Here is a 15,076-nt window from a genome sequence, read left to right on the forward strand (position 1 = left end):
CGCGATTTTGGCTCCGAACGGATCCGCCCCGATGGCATGCGATGGCGGCAACGCCGCCTGCCTCCGGCTCGGCTTGCCCCGGCCATCCTTCTCCGCGAATGTGCCGCCACCATGAGCACAACCGACCCGTCTCCCGCCGCGCTCTCCGTCTGGATCGCGCTCGAAAGCCCCACCAACCACGCTCCCGGCGTCAACGGCATGATGGACCTCGTCGCGAACGAGGTCGCAGGCCTGCCGATCGCGGTCGAGCGCATTCCCGGCCGCGACGGGCTCGGCGACGCGCTGATCCTGCGGGCCGGGCTCGACAATGGCGAGAAGGCGGTGGCGTTGATGTCGCATCTCGACACGGTTCATCCGGTCGGGACGAGCGCCAAGGATCTGCCGGTGCGGATCGACGGCGACAGGCTCTACGGGCCGGGCGTCTATGACATGAAGGGCGGCGCCTGGCTGGCGCTGCAGGCCTTCAAGGATGTGGCCAAGGCGGGCTCGGCCAAGCGACCGCTTACCTTCCTGTTCACGCCGGACGAGGAGATCGGCTCGCCGACGACGCGATCGGTGATCGAGGATATCGGCCGCCAATCCAGGGCCGTGCTGGTCACCGAGCCGGCGCGCGAGGGCGGCAAGATCGTCACGGCGCGCAAGGGCGTCGGCCGCTTCGAGGTCAAGATCGAGGGAAGGCCGTCGCATTCCGGCTCGCGCCATGCCGATGGCCGCAGCGCTATCCGCGAGGCGGCACACCAGATCCTGGCGGTCGAGGGCATGACCGATTATTCGCGCGGCATCACCACGAGCGTCGCGCTGGTCGGCGGCGGTACCGCAGCCAACGTCATCCCGCAGCATGCCTGGTTCAGCGTCGACCTGCGCGTCACGAGCCTCGCCGATGGTGTGGCGATGGAGAACCTGATCCTCGGCCTGAAGCCGCGCGATCCGGACGTGAAGGTCACCGTCTCCGGCGGCATGAACCGGCCGCCCTACGAGAAGTCTGCCGATGTTGCCAGCCTGTTCGAGATGGCCCGTGGCATCGCGGCCGGAATCGGCTTCGAGCTCCAGGATTGCCCGATGACCGGCGGCGGCTCGGATGGCAATTTCACTGCGGCGCTTGGCGTGCCGACGCTGGACGGGCTCGGCATCGATGGCGATGGCGCGCATACCCTCGGCGAATATGCGCTGATCTCCTCGATCACCCCGCGCCGGGCGCTGATCAAGGGCCTGCTCGAGACGATCTGACATCGTCCTTCTCCCGCACCAAAGTCGGGTGTTCCCGACTTTGGCAGGTCTATCTGCCCATCTCGGGCAAGCCCGGGATGGGTGGGAGAAGGGACGTCTGCGGCGACGGGAAGCGCGTTTCCGTCTTCCGCCTTTCACCCAAATCCGCTCTGATGCCCGCCAAGGCCGCCTGACGGCCGTGCCTGGGAGGGCGATGCATGAGAACCTGGATCGCGGGCGCGCTCGGCGCCCTTTGCAGCATGGTGGCGGGAATGGCGGCGGCGCAAGAGTTGATGGTCGAGAAGAAAACCTTCGAGCTGCCGAGCTTCACCACGCAATCCGGCCGCACGCTGAAGAACGTCAAGGTCGGCTGGGAAAGCTACGGCACGCTCAACGCTGATAAATCCAACGCAATCCTGATCTGCCATTTCTTCTCCGGCAACTCGCATGCCGCCGGGAAATACGATGCCAAGGACGCCGCGCCCGGTTATTGGGACGCGATCATTGGTCCGGGCAAGGCGATCGACACCAACAAGTATTTCGTTCTCTCCTCCGACACGCTAGTGAACCTCAACACCGGCGACCCGAAGACGACGACAACCGGCCCGGCCTCGAGCGATCCCGATACCGGCAAGCCCTATGCGCTCGATTTCCCGATCGTGACCGTGCGCGATTTCATCGAGGTGCAGAAGGCGCTGGTCGAGAGCCTCGGCATCAAGAAGCTCGCGCTCGTCGCCGGCCCGTCGATGGGCTCGCTGCAGACCTATGAATGGGCTGCGACCTATCCCGAGATGGTCGCCAAGGCGATGCCGGTGATCGGCGCGGCCGAGGCCGATGCGATGCTGATCGCCTGGCTCGATGTCTGGGCGGCGCCGATCCTGGTCGATCCGAACTGGAACAACGGCAATTACTACGGCAGGACGGCGCCCCTTGCCGGCCTCGCCAAGGCGCTCACCGCCGTGACCTTGCAGGCCAATCATGCCGACTGGGCCAATGCCACCTTCGGCCGGCGCCCGGCCAAGGAGGGCGAGGAGCCGGGCAAGGCGCTCGCCAACAGGTTCCAGGTCCAGAGCGTCCTGGACAATGCCGGCGAGGCGCGCGCAAAAGTCTCCGACGCCAACCATTTCCTCTATCTGATCAAGGCGAACCAGCTCTTTGCTGCCGGCGGGACCTCGCTCAAGGAGGGGCTGGCGAAGATCAAGGCGCCGGTGCTGCTGATCACCCAGCCGAAGGACCTCGTCTTCACGCCCGACCTGATTGCGCGCACGGCCGATGGGCTGAAGCAGGCCGGCGGCAACGTCACCCAGGTTTTCATCGAGGGCAGCCGGGGGCATCTCGATGGCGTGATCTCGATGAAGCAGGCGGAGGGCGCGATCCGGGAGTTTCTGGAGAAGTGAGCGCAGCGGGCTCGGCGCCTGTCGCGATCAGGCCGTTCACGGATGCAGACTGGCCTGCGATCTGGCCGATTATCCGGGACATCGTTCAGGCGCAGGAAACCTTCGCTTACGATCCAGCGATGAGCGAGGCGCAAGCACGCGATCTCTGGATCGAGGCGCCGCCGGGGCAGACCGTCGTCGCCCGTGCCGGGCCACAGCTCCTGGGCACAGCCAAGATGGGAGCAAATCGCGCCGGCCCCGGAGCACATGTAGCAACGGCGAGCTTCATGGTCGCGACTTCGGCACGGGGCAGGGGCGTCGGCTCCGCACTTTGCCGGCATGCGCTCGTCTGGGCGCGGGAGCAGGGCTTTGCGGGGATGCAGTTCAACGCCGTGGTCGAGAGCAATCACGCTGCCGTAACGCTCTACCAGCGGCTCGGATTCGAGATCGTGGGAACTGTGCCCGGAGCCTTCGCCCATCCGGTGCTCGGCCGCGTCGGCCTGCATGTGATGTATCGTCCGGTCTGAGCGAAGCGCGGTTACCCGCCTCGCACCACCGCCTGCACGCCGTCGATGACGAACTGCACGGCGAGCGCCGCCAGGATCACGCCGAGCAGGCGGGTCAGCACGACATTGCCGGTGACGCCGAGCAGGCGAGCGATCGGCACCGCCAGCCAGAACACGGCGAGGCAGGAAAGGATCACCAGGCCGCAGATCGCGACCAGCGAGCCGAGCATGGCGAGATCGCCACCGGCGCGGCCGGCGAGCAGGATCATCGCGGTCAGCGCACCGGGCCCCGCCATGAGAGGGATGCCCAACGGAAAGGCCGCGACATTGCGGATGTGATCCTGGGTGATCGCAGTCTCGGCGGTCGCCTGCTTGCGCTCGTTGCGGCGCTCGAACACCATTTCGAAGGCGATCCAGAACAGCAGCAGCCCGCCGGCGATGCGGAAGGCCGGCAGCGAGACGCCGAGCGCCTTCAGCACGACATCGCCGGCCAGGCCGAAGAAGGCCATGATGCAGAAGGCGATGATGCAGGCGCGCAGGGCGACCTGCCGGCGCTCGTCGCCCGACATGCCGCGCGTCAGCGACAGGAAGATCGGCGCGAGCCCCGGCGGATCGAGCGTCACCAGCAGCGTGACGAGCGCGGAGGAGAGGTATTCGAGGAACATCGAGCGAGCTTAGCCATGCCGCGGACCCGGCGTCATCCCTGAAACGTGGCGGGATTGTGGAGGGCGTGCGAAACGGAGTCAAAAACGGCGCGCAATCCATTGCGATATAAGGATTTTATTTTCTCTGCAGAGTTTCGTCTTTCGCTGGCTTCGCAGGCCGGAATCGGGTAGCCAGAGACCTGAAAAACAGTGGTAAATCGGGGCTTTTTCCCTTGAGCGAAGACGATAACGATCCGCGCGACGAGCGGCCGGACGAGCCGCAGCAGGGCGGCGACATCAAGCCGATCGCAATCACCGACGAGATGAAGAAGAGCTATCTCGATTACGCCATGAGCGTGATCGTGAGCCGCGCTCTTCCCGATGTCCGCGACGGCCTGAAGCCGGTGCACCGGCGCATCCTGTTCTCGATGCACGAGAACAAGAACCTGCCCGACCGGCCCTACACCAAATGCGCCCGCATCGTCGGCGACACGATGGGTAAATACCATCCGCACGGCAACCTCGCGGTCTATGACGCGCTGGTGCGCATGGCGCAGGACTTCTCGCTGCGCCTGCCGCTGATCGACGGCCAGGGCAATTTCGGCTCGATGGACGGCGATTCCCCGGCGGCCGATCGTTATACGGAGGCGCGCCTCGACAAGGCGGCGATGCCGCTGCTCGAGGATCTCGATCTCGACACGGTCGACTTCCAGCCGAACTATGACGGCAAGGAGCACGAGCCGAAAGTCCTGCCGGCGCGCTATCCGAACCTGCTCGTCAACGGCGCCGGCGGCATCGCGGTCGGCATGGCGACCAATATCCCGCCGCATAATCTCGGCGAGGTGATCGATGCCTGCATCGCGCTGATCGAGAACCCGGAGATCACGATCGACGAGCTGATCGAGTTCGTGCCGGGCCCGGACTTCCCGACCGGCGCCTCGATCATGGGCCGCAGCGGCATCCATTCGGCCTATCACACCGGCCGCGGCTCGATCGTGATGCGCGCGAAGACGCATATCGAGGAACTGCGCAAGGAGCGCGAGGCAATCATCGTCACCGAGGTTCCCTATCAGGTGAACAAGGCCTCGATGGTCGAGAAGATCGCCGATCTCGTCCGCGAGAAGCGGATCGAGGGCATTTCCGATCTGCGCGACGAGTCGAGCCGCGAGGGCGTTCGCGTCGTCATCGAGATCAAGCGCGACGCCGTCGCCGATGTCGTGCTGAACCAGCTCTACCGCTTCACGCCGCTGCAGACCTCGTTCGGCGCCAACATGGTCGCGCTGACCGGCGGCAGGCCGGAGGTGCTCAACCTCAAGGACTTCATCTCGGCCTTCGTCGAGTTCCGCGAGGAGGTCGTCTCCCGGCGCACGCGCTACCTGCTCAACAAGGCGCGCGAGAAAGCCCATATCCTGTGCGGCCTCGCCACCGCGGTCGCCAATATCGACGAGGTCATCCGCCTGATCCGCACCGCGCCCACTCCGTCCGTGGCGCATGAATCGCTGATGGCGCGCGACTGGCCGGCCGAGGATATCGCGCCGCTGATCGCGCTGGTCGACGACCCGCGCCATCCGATGAACCCTGACGGCACCTACCGGCTCTCCGATGCGCAGGCCAAGGCGATCCTCGAATTGCGCCTGTCGCGCCTCACCGCGCTCGGCCGCGACGAGATCGGCGAGGACCTGGCGAAGCTCGCCACGGAGATCGCCGATTATCTCGACATCCTGCGTTCGCGCGCCCGCATCCAGTCGATCATCAAGACCGAGCTCACCGAGGTGAAGGACGCCTTCGCCACGCCGCGCCGGACCGTGATCCAGGACTGGGGCTCCGATCTCGACGACGAGGACCTGATCGCGCGCGAGGACATGGTCGTGACCGTGTCCCATGCCGGCTATATCAAGCGCGTGCCGCTCTCGACCTATCGGGCGCAGAAGCGCGGCGGCAAGGGCCGCTCCGGCATGTCGACGCGCGACGAGGATTTCGTCACCCGCCTCTTCGTCGCCGACACGCATACGCCGATCATCTTCTTCTCCTCGCTGGGCCAGGCCTACAAGGAGAAGGTGTGGCGGCTGCCGCTCTCGGCGCCCAATGCGCGCGGCAAGGCGCTGGTCAACATGCTGCCGCTCGATGCTGGCGAGCGCATCACCACCGTGATGCCGCTGCCGGAGGACGAGGAGAGCTGGGAGCGTCTCGACGTGATGTTCGCGACGAAGACCGGCAATGTCCGCCGCAACAAGCTCTCGGACTTCGTCCAGGTCAATCGCAACGGCAAGATCGCGATGAAGCTCGACGAGGGCGATTCCATCGTCGACGTGCAGATCTGCTCCGAGCATGACGACGTGCTGCTGACCACGGCGGAAGGGCAGTGCATCCGCTTCGCCGTTCCCGAGGTGCGCGTGTTCAAGGGCCGCGACTCGACCGGCGTGCGCGGCATCAACCTGGCCGAGGGCGACGAGGTGATCTCGCTCGCGATTCTCAAGCATCTCGATGCAACCCCGGAAGAGCGCGCAACCTATCTCAAGGATGCCGCTGCCGCGCGCCGGGCCATCAATGGCGAGGCCGAGGAGACCGAGGCTACACCCGCGAATGGCGAGGCCGAGGAGAGTGCCGGCGAGGTCGAGCTGGGCGCCAAGCGCCTGGAGATGCAGCTCGCCGAGCAGTTCATCCTGACCGTCTCGGAGAAGGGCTATGGCAAGCGCACCTCGTCCTTCGAGTACCGGGTCACCGGGCGCGGCGGCAAGGGCATCGTCGCCATGGTCGTCAACGAGCGCAACGGCAAGCTGATCGCCTCCTTCCCCGTGGTCGATACCGACCAGATCATGCTGGTCACCGATGGCGGGCAGGTCATTCGCGTGCCGGTGGATGCCGGCCCGAACAACCGCATCCGCATCGCCGGCCGCTCGACACAGGGCGTCACGGTGTTCAACACGACAGGTGACGAGAAGGTCGTTTCGGTCGAATGCATCGGCGATGCCGGCGACGAGGAAGAGGCGGAGGGCGATGCGCCCGAGGCCGATGCCGGGCCGGAGCAGGAGAGCTGAGGATCTGAAAAGGGCGGGCCGGCAGGTCCGCCCTTTTCGTTTAAGGCTCAACTGCGTGGATGAAGCATGAGTGTTTTGGCGAGCTGGCAAGCGTGGCGCCGACGCGATGGCTTCACGGCGTGGTATTTCGTTTGGTTTTTCGCGTTGCTGCTGTTCTTGGCATCCCTGGAAGAACTCGACGTCATCTTTAGTCTGTACATTTTGCTTGCCCCGTTGGTGCTCGCCCTCGCGCTGCCCGCAATCCTCCTTCTGCTTTTCGCATTGGGACGAGACATTGCCTTGCGGCGGTGGCGGCGGCTGGCATCCTGGATCCTGGGCCTCCTTATCGCGGTGGGGCTGGTCTCTGCTCTGGTTAAGCTCGGCTTCGATCCGACTTGGGCGCGGTTCGCATTGACGCGCGAGCGCTACGACCGCGTTGTCGCGGCCTTACCGCGCGACGACGTCTCGCCCCGCTTCAAGGCCTTCGATTGGGGCGATTCGGGCGGCGCCGGCGTAACCAATCTTTTCAGGAGGCTGATCTACGATGAGAGCGGCGAGATCGTCTTGGAGCCGGATCAGCGCTCGCTGGCATGGCGGGACCGGCTGCTCGCATCCGAGGATGGAAAGGGCGTGCTGCGCCAGGAGGCGCGCGGGTTGAGCACGTTGCGCCATGTCAGCGGCCATTTCTACCTGATGACCGGGGTCTACCAGTAGCTAGCCGACGATTGCGACCAGGACCGACAGCCAGATCAGAATGACACCGACGCCGAAAGCCCGCCTTGCCGGCTGGACCTTCTCGTCGGCGTCGCTGGCCACCGGCGTGGTCGCGATCCAGGGCACCGAGCCCAGCGCGGCGAAGCCGATGAAGGCAAGCGTCACCACCGCGATGTCGCGCGGGCGCCAGGGCAGGGGCTCGTGGACGCCCCAATAGCCGAGAAACGCCATGCCTACCGCGAACATCGTGGCCGAGGCGGAACAGAGCCCTACGATCGAACCTGTCGGCGCGCGCATGTCATGAGGCTTTCGAGCTGGTTTCGGCGATGAAACTATGGTGCTGCGCGCTGGTCAATCGGCGTGCGCGGGTCGTCGAAGCTCCGGGCAGGCCCCCGCACGGCTGGAGCCTGTCCGAAATCTGTCAGCGCAGCAGCGAGGCCGGCAGGCTGCCGGACGGAGTGAGCACGGCGTCGGTATGCGGCGTCAGCGACGGGCTCTCGAGCGCGCCCCTCAGCACGAGCGGGATCTGGAAGGCGCCGTTGCTCGGCCCGAGCTGGCCGCTCATCTCGACCCAGCGCTGGGGCAGGAAGGTCTGTCCGGCCAGAGTCAGCCTGTAGGCTGCGCCCGACATTTGCGCGTCGCTGATCGTGACGACGCCGTTGGCGACGGTCGCGGTGGCACCGGCGCTGTCGAACGGTGTCTTGCCCTGGCGCCATTCGCGCAGCGCCGCGACAGGGTTGCGTTCCGCCCGGCGCAGCAGATCATGGAAGGCGAAGCCGCCGAGCTCGCCCTGGCGCAGTGCGATGCTGGCCTTGCCCGCGAGCGAGGCCACGACGTCCTCGGCCGACGCGCCGCTGCCTTCCAGGTTGAGCTGCAGGTTGCCGGTGCCGCTCAGGCGCGGCAGATCCGGCATGTCGGCACCGCCCTGGGTCAGGTTGATCCGGTCGAACACGGCCTGTAGCCGGACATCGACGCCGTTCGGCGCGCTGACGGCGAGGAGGCGGCCCTTGGCGCTGCCGCCGTAGGCGGAGGCACGCAGCAGCCCGGCCTCGAACCGGCCTTTCTTGATCAGGAACTGCGTCGCCACATCGGCCAGGCGCGCGCCGCTGATGCGGGCGGCATCGACAGAGACGCGCAGGTCGACGTCATGGGCGGTCCAGGCGTCGAAATCCAGCGGGGTCTCGCCGCTGCCGGCCGGGCCGGCGCGGGGCAGGTCGAGCCGGTCATAGAGCCGGCCGATATCGAGCTCGGCGCCGGCGAGCGTGCCTGACAGCGTCCAGCGCGAGCCGGCTTCGCCGAGCGTGAGCGCGCCGTCGAGCCGGTCGCCGTCGAGGCTGACGCTGGCATTGCTGAGCGAGACCTCGCCCGGCTTGATCTGGGCTTCGCCGGAAAGCTCGAGCCGGGCGATCGCCGCGGCGACCAGCGGCCTCTCGCCGAACCAGCCGAGCAGCTCCGGGAGCGAGCGCGTCGAGATGGTGAGCTGGCCATTGACGACCGGCGCGCTCGTGCCGGAGCGCATGCCTTCGAGCCGCAGGTTGGCGAGCTCGGAGATCGCCGAGAGCGAGACCCGGGCGCGCTCGCCGGCCACGGGCCAGGTCGCGTTGATCTCGGTCAGGACGCCGCGCCAGTTCACCGAGCCGGCAAGGACGATCGGCTCGAAGGCTTCGCGATCGTCGATGACGATGTTGACGTCGCGCAATGTCGTGCGGATCGCGCCGTTGGAGCGGGCGAAGATCGAGCCGGAGCTGATGACGATGCGGCTCTGGTTCTTGAGGCTGGTGAGATAGGCGAGCGGTGTCGCGAACCAGCTTGCAAGCCCGTCCTCCGGCCCGCTCAGTGCGACATTGATCTCCGGCACGACCAGGTCGATGCGCTCGAAGGAGAGCTGTCCGAGCAGGAGCGGCAGCAGGCGGGCATGGGCCCTGAGCCTGACCGCCTTGCCGGCCAGCGTGCCGTCGTTCTTGGTGAAGCTGACATGCGAGAGGCTGACGCGCGGCAGCGGCAGGAAGGCGATCTCGGCGCGCTCGAGCGCCGTCACCTTCAATCCGGTGCGATCCTCGATGCCGGCAATGACATGCCGCTCGATATGCCCGACCGCGATGTTCCAGTTCTGCAGACCGAGCAGGACCAAAACAATCGCGAGCGTATAGGCGAGGATGGACGCGCGTCGTGTCATATGGGCCCTGGGGAGGGGCGGCAGCCAGAATCGCGCCGGCTACCAAGCGTAAACGGTTTATGACGATGCTGGAGAATTGTCGAGTTTTGGCGGCTAACTCGCGCTGTCTCCAGCGGTTTCAGGGTCGATGCTCAGGCGTGAGGCCCTCCGCGGCGCCTCACGCATGTCACGTTCACGCCCTCGTGCCACCGGCTCGTGCCAGAATGATGGCGGGATAGAGGCCGGCGAGCACGATCAGGAGGGCGGCGAGCGCGCCGTCCTCGAAGACGCCGCGCGAGGCATGGCCATAGACGGTGGTGGCGAGCGTCTCGAGATTGAGCGGCCGCAGCAGCAGGGTCGCGGGTAGTTCCTTGAGGCAATCGACGAAGACGAGCAGCGCCGCGGCGGCGATGGCCGGGCGCGCGAGGGGCCAATGCACCTGCCGCACCACCTCGTTCGCATTGGCGCCGAGCGCGCGGGCTGCATCGTCGAGCCGCGGCGAGACGCGCGACAGTCCGCTCTCGATGCCGGAGATCGCGATCGCCAGGAAACGCACGACATAGGCGATGACGAGTGCCGCGCCCGAGCCGATCAGGACGAGGCCGGGATTGACGCCGAACCAGGCCCGAACCGCGTTGGCGAGCGCATTGTCGAAGCTGGCGAGCGGCACCAGCAGGCCGAGCGCCAGCACGGTCCCCGGCAGGGCATAGCCGAGCGAGGCGAGGCGGGTAAGCGCCGGCAGCCAGGTCTCGCGGCCATGGCGGCGCGCGGCGACGATGCCGAGCCCGAGCGCGACCACGAGCGCAGCGGCGATGCCGGAGAGCAGAAGGGCATTGCCAAGATTGCGCAACAGGGCGCCATCGACCTTGAACAGGAGCCCGCGCGCCAGCACTTCGCTGAACAGGAAGCCGATCGGCAGCGCCGCGCCGAGCAGCACGGGCAGGGCGCAGGCGAGGCTGGCGCCGAGCGCCTTGCGGCCCGCGAGCGGCCGGCGGCTGAGACCGCGCGGCTGGCGCACCGGAATGGCGAAGCGGCGCTGCCCGCGCAGCCGCGCCTCGATGGCGACCAGCAGGACGATCATGATCAGCATGACGCAGGCGATCTGCGCCGCGCCTGCGAGCGAATTGCGGTTGAGCCAGGTCGTGTAGATCGAGATCGTCAGCGAACGCACGCCGAGATATTCGCTGGCGCCGATATCGTTCAGCGTCTCCAGCAGGGCCAGCGTCAGGCCGGCGGCAAGGGCCGGGCGCGCCATCGGCAGGCCGATGCGCCGGAACAGCGGCCAGCGCGAGGCGCCGAGCGTGCGCGCCGCTTCCATGATGGTCGCGCTCTGCTGGCTGAACAGGGCGCGCACGCTGAGATAGACGTAAGGGTAGAGCACGATCGTCATGACGAAGATCGCGCCGGCGAGGTTGCGCGGATCGGGGAACCAGTAATCGCGCAGCGAGCGATAGCCTGTCAGCGCCCGAAATGCGGTCTGCAACGGGCCCTGGAAGCCGAGGAATTCGACGTAGATATAGGCGGTGATGTAGGTCGGGATGGCGAGCGGCAGCACCAGCAGCCATTCGAAGGCGGCGCGGCCGGGAAACTCGTATTGCGTCACCAGCCAGGCGGTGGCGACGCCGATCAGGGCGCAGAGCAGGCCAACGCCGAGGAGCAGCGCCGCCGTATTGGCGAGCGCCGTCGGCAGGACATTGGCGGCGAGATGCGGCCAGATCTCGACGGCCTCGGGCGAGAAGGCGGTCCAGGCGAGTGACAGCACCGGCAGGGCGACAAGAACCGCACTGAGGATCGACACCCAGACAAAACGGCTCGACGGCCGCCACCGAAGTGACGGCCGTCGCAAAGGCGAAAGCGTTGCGTTCAGGCTCAACGAATGCCCGGGGTCAGTTGTCGAAGCCGACCTTGTCGACGAGCTCCGACGCCGCCTTGCGGTTCTTGGCGACATCGCCGAGCGGCAGCGTATCGGGCGTTAGCGCGCCGAGCAGCTTCACCGCCGCGGCTTCCTTGACGTCGGGATTGACCGGGAACTCGAAATTGCCGTCGGCATAGAGCGTCTGCGCCTTCTCGCCGAGCATGTACTCGATCAGCTTGACGGCGTTGTCCCTGTTCGGCGCGTTCTTGGCGATCGCCGCGGCGGAGACGTTCACATGCGTGCCGCCGCCGGTGAAGGAGGTCTTCAGCGGCTTGATCGCCTCGTACCAGCCCTTCTGCTCGTTCGTCGCCTGGCTCATCAGGCCGATATAGTAGGTGTTGATGATCGCGATGTCGCAGAGGCCGGACTGGATGTCGCGGGCGACGTCGCGATCGCCGCCGCCGGGCTTGCGGGCGGCATTGGCCTTGAGCGCCTTGAGATAGGTCTCGGTCTTCTCCGCGCCGTTGCGGGCGAGATAGGCGGCGAAGAAGGCGTTGTTATAGGGATGCTGGCCGGCGCGGATGCAGAACTTGCCCTTCCACTTGGGATCGGCGAGCTCGTCATAGCTGATCGCATCCTGCTTCACGCGATCCTTGGAGACGACGACGACGCGGGCGCGCTGGGTCAGCGTCACCCAGCTGTCGCCGGAGCCACGCAGGGCTGCGGGAACGGTCTTGTCGACCACGGCCGATTTGACCGGCTGGGTGATGCCGGCGTCGGCGGCCGCATTGATCTCGCCGACATCGACCACGAGCATCACGTCGGCGGGGCTGTTGGCGCCCTCGGCCTGGACGCGCTGCTGCAGCCCGTCCTTCAGGAACACGGCGTTGACCTTGATGCCGGTATCCTTGGTGAAGGCCTCGAGCACCGGATTGAGCAGGGCCGGCTCGCGGGTGGTGTAGAGATTGACGCTCTGCGCCAGCGCGGGCGTGGCGAGCAGGCATGATGCCAGGGCAAGAACGGAGATTGTCTTGTCGATCATGGTTCGCTCCATCGGGTTCTACGGCCCGCTACGGGTTCGTGACGGAGGAGCGGTACAAGTCGTACGACTATGGGTCAATACAAGAAGCCGTTATAAATCAATCGGTTAGATCGATTCTAAAGTGTATTCAGCTTAGATTAGTTCAAAAGAATACATGCCGCGGCGCGGCGGCCTGCCTTCAGCGCGGCTCGCCGCCGGAATTGATCTCGATCAGGCGCACGGGACCGCGGACCTGCGGATCGAGCGTGCCGCGCAGGGGCAAGGCGTCGCTCAGCAGGTTCTCGTCGTGCAAAGCGGCCTCGCGGGTGCGCATCTGCCGGCGCAGCGTCTGCATCTGCGCCTCGCGGCGCGAGATGCCGACCGTCTCGTCGATCATGCGGCGCTGGCTGGCGCTGAGCTCACGCGAGCCGCGGAAATCCTCGAAATCGCGGATGCTATAGGGCCAGTGGGTGGCGCCGGTGAAGGTGCGGACCTTGCCGTCGAGCACGACGCTGTCGCCCGGACGCAAGGTGATGTCGCGCAACAGCGAGACGCGGCGCTCGCCGGCAGCGGCGATGGCCGGGCGGCAGGCAGGATCGGCAGAGCGCTCATGGCCATAGGCGACGGGCAGCGAGCCATAGGTCTTGCCGTCCTGCGAGACGGCGCCGTCGATCGAGCTGGCGCCGGCCGGGACGCGGAAGACCTTGACCGGAATGCCGGGATTCATCGCCTGGCAGAGCGCCTCATGCGCCTTGAAATCCGACTGGGCGCGCAAATAGCCGATCGGGGCATGGAAGCCATCGCACATGCGCACGCAAATGGTGCGGGCGGTATTGGCCGCGCCGGAGACGGTGTCGAGGCCGACGATCCTGGTGTGCCTCGGCTGGCGGCGCGGCGCCTCGGCTGCCGTATGGCGCTTGAACGGGTTGAGCGCGATCGGCGGATGGGCGATGCGGCCGTTCGGCGCGGAATTGAACAGCGGGAGAGTCCAGGTATTGCGGGCCGGCGCATAGGCGGTGACGCTGCCATAGGCGGCACGCGGCTGCTGCTGCTGGGCGCGGCGCGCCGCCTCCTCGCGGAAGAAGGCGCGGATGCCGGCATCATCCTCGGCCTGGACCATGGAGACGGTCAGGACCGCACTGCCGGCGCCCAGCGCCAATCCGAGTGCGGTCATGGCGGCAAGCCGCAACGAGCGCGACGACCGCTTCGGGAGAGCTGGCGCAATGATGGCATCGGCAGGCTCTGCCGCAGGCAGGCTCGCCTGCCCCGGGACTTCACGGACACGCAACATCGCGTCGACTCCACTGCACGCTTGTTTCTGTCCGCCGCAGGAATGGGTGTAGTTTACTTTGCGTTAATCATCAACGCCGCGGTGGCGGCGCTGCACGCCAAAACGGCGCGATGCTTAACGGGCGCAGGGTGCGCCAAGCTCGATGATCGCAGAGGAGGCTTGCGCCAGGCCGGTCAGGTTTCCGGCGCGATGACGATCTGGCGGATCGCGGACGGCGCGGCCGAGGCGAGGGGCCCGGAGCCGAGCCGGCCGCGCAGCACGGGCGCGTCGTCCTTCACCCGGGCTTCCTGCACGTCCATGTCCCGGCGCAGCGAACGCATCATGGCCTCGCGGCTGGAGACGCCGACCGTCTCGTCGATCATCCGGCGGGTACCGGCGCTGAGTTCGGACGAACTGCGGAACTCACGAAAATCGCGCGTGCTGTAGGGCCAGCTCGTCGAGCCCTCGAAGGTCGTCACCTTGCCGTCGAGCACGACCGCGTCGCCCGGGCGCAAGGTGAAGTCGCGCAGCAGCGAGACGCGGCGCTCGCCCGGGGAGGGAATCGCCGGGCGGCAAGCGGAATCGGCGGAGGTCTCATGACCATGGGCCACCGGCAGCGAGCCATAGGTCTTGCCATCGGCCGCGACCGCGCCGTCGATCGTGGTCGCGCCGGCGGCAACCCGGAAGAGCTTGACCGGGATGCCCGGGTTCATTGCCGAGCACAGCGCCTCCTGCGCCCTGAAATCGGCCTGCGAGCGCCAATGGCCGATCGGCATGTGATAGCCGTCGCACAAGCGCACGCAGATGGTGCGGGCGACGTTGGCGGCGCCGGAGACGGTGTCGTGGCGGCCCGGGCGGCCCTTGCCGTCGCCGCGCGGCCTGCCGCTTTCGAGCGCGACCGGCGGGTGCGGGATCCTGCCATCGGGATTGGTGCCGAAGAGCGGCAAGCGCCAGCCATGCGTCGTCGGCGCATAGGCGCTCGGGCCGCCTCCCTGTTGCGCGCGCCGGGCCGCTTCCTCGCGGAAGAAGGCGCGGATACCGGCATCGTCCTCCGCCTGAACAAACGAAACCGTCAAGGCCATGCCGCCGGCACCGAGCGCCAGGCCGAGCAGGCCAAGCGCTGCGAGACGCGCCGTGCGATGTCGGTGAACCGGGGCGGGGCCGCCCTGCGCAGCCGGGCCTTGCCCTTGGAAGACTTCACTCACGCGCAGCATTGCGGCGCCTCCCACCGGGGTCAGGTCACTCGCATTTGATGTGAAATCCGTGGTTTGCCGGTCTTTAAGAGACAACGGCGCCTTTGAGGCATCACGCA

The 15,076-nt window shown here is 67.0% G+C and carries 12 protein-coding genes; 5 read left to right on the forward strand and 7 right to left on the reverse strand.

What is annotated here, in order from left to right; all coding sequences use genetic code 11:
- Positions 1-111 precede the first annotated feature (111 nt).
- From EV560_RS29155 to EV560_RS36145, 3 genes are all read left to right on the forward strand, one after another.
- The gene (locus EV560_RS29155) at positions 112-1,227 is read left to right on the forward strand and encodes a M20 family metallopeptidase (RefSeq protein ID WP_131859349.1); all 1,116 of its coding nucleotides are present in this window, start codon (positions 112-114) and stop codon (positions 1,225-1,227) included.
- A gap of 197 nt (positions 1,228-1,424) precedes the next feature.
- Complete coding sequence (locus EV560_RS36140; RefSeq protein WP_207908143.1) at positions 1,425-2,603, forward strand: E22 family MetX-like putative esterase; 1,179 nt, start codon at positions 1,425-1,427, stop codon at positions 2,601-2,603.
- Complete coding sequence (locus tag EV560_RS36145; protein ID WP_207908144.1) at positions 2,600-3,109, forward strand: GNAT family N-acetyltransferase; 510 nt, start codon at positions 2,600-2,602, stop codon at positions 3,107-3,109. Before EV560_RS36140 ends, EV560_RS36145 begins: the two co-directional genes overlap by 4 nt.
- Before the next feature lie 11 nt (positions 3,110-3,120).
- Here the strand turns inward: EV560_RS36145 and EV560_RS29165 are convergent, their stop codons facing one another.
- Complete coding sequence (locus EV560_RS29165; protein ID WP_131859350.1) at positions 3,121-3,753, reverse strand: MarC family protein; 633 nt, start codon at positions 3,751-3,753, stop codon at positions 3,121-3,123.
- A gap of 302 nt (positions 3,754-4,055) precedes the next feature.
- On the opposite strand from EV560_RS29165, the gene gyrA reads away from it, so the two are divergent.
- On the forward strand, positions 4,056-6,770 hold the full coding sequence (gyrA, locus tag EV560_RS29170; protein WP_248312268.1) for a DNA gyrase subunit A: 2,715 nt from the start codon (positions 4,056-4,058) through the stop codon (positions 6,768-6,770).
- A 66-nt stretch (positions 6,771-6,836) separates the two neighbouring features.
- Positions 6,837-7,463 (forward strand): hypothetical protein, encoded by a 627-nt coding sequence (locus EV560_RS29175; protein ID WP_131859352.1) that lies wholly within the window; start codon positions 6,837-6,839, stop codon positions 7,461-7,463.
- Here EV560_RS29175 and EV560_RS29180 read toward each other — a convergent pair whose 3' ends face one another.
- The 6 genes from EV560_RS29180 to EV560_RS29205 form a co-directional block, all read right to left on the reverse strand.
- Entirely contained in the window at positions 7,464-7,760 is a 297-nt protein-coding gene (locus EV560_RS29180) for a hypothetical protein (RefSeq protein ID WP_131859353.1), read from the reverse strand.
- Positions 7,761-7,884: 124 nt separating this feature from the next.
- A complete protein-coding gene (locus EV560_RS29185) occupies positions 7,885-9,639 on the reverse strand; it encodes an AsmA family protein (RefSeq protein ID WP_131859354.1) in 1,755 nt (584 codons plus the stop codon).
- A 172-nt stretch (positions 9,640-9,811) separates the two neighbouring features.
- Complete coding sequence (locus EV560_RS29190) at positions 9,812-11,416, reverse strand: ABC transporter permease (RefSeq protein WP_248312256.1); 1,605 nt, start codon at positions 11,414-11,416, stop codon at positions 9,812-9,814.
- Positions 11,417-11,504: 88 nt separating this feature from the next.
- Positions 11,505-12,515, reverse strand: a complete 1,011-nt coding sequence (locus EV560_RS29195; RefSeq protein ID WP_131859356.1) for an extracellular solute-binding protein — start codon at positions 12,513-12,515, stop codon at positions 11,505-11,507.
- 178 nt (positions 12,516-12,693) lie between these two features.
- On the reverse strand, positions 12,694-13,668 hold the full coding sequence (locus EV560_RS29200; RefSeq protein WP_165923701.1) for a DUF2865 domain-containing protein: 975 nt from the start codon (positions 13,666-13,668) through the stop codon (positions 12,694-12,696).
- Between the two features lie 290 nt (positions 13,669-13,958).
- Complete coding sequence (locus EV560_RS29205; protein ID WP_131859358.1) at positions 13,959-14,978, reverse strand: DUF2865 domain-containing protein; 1,020 nt, start codon at positions 14,976-14,978, stop codon at positions 13,959-13,961.
- Positions 14,979-15,076: the final 98 nt, after the last annotated feature.

It is taken from the genome of Allobosea sp. BK604 (genome assembly GCF_004341515.1).
Classification (GTDB): Bacteria; Pseudomonadota; Alphaproteobacteria; order Rhizobiales; family Beijerinckiaceae; genus Allobosea.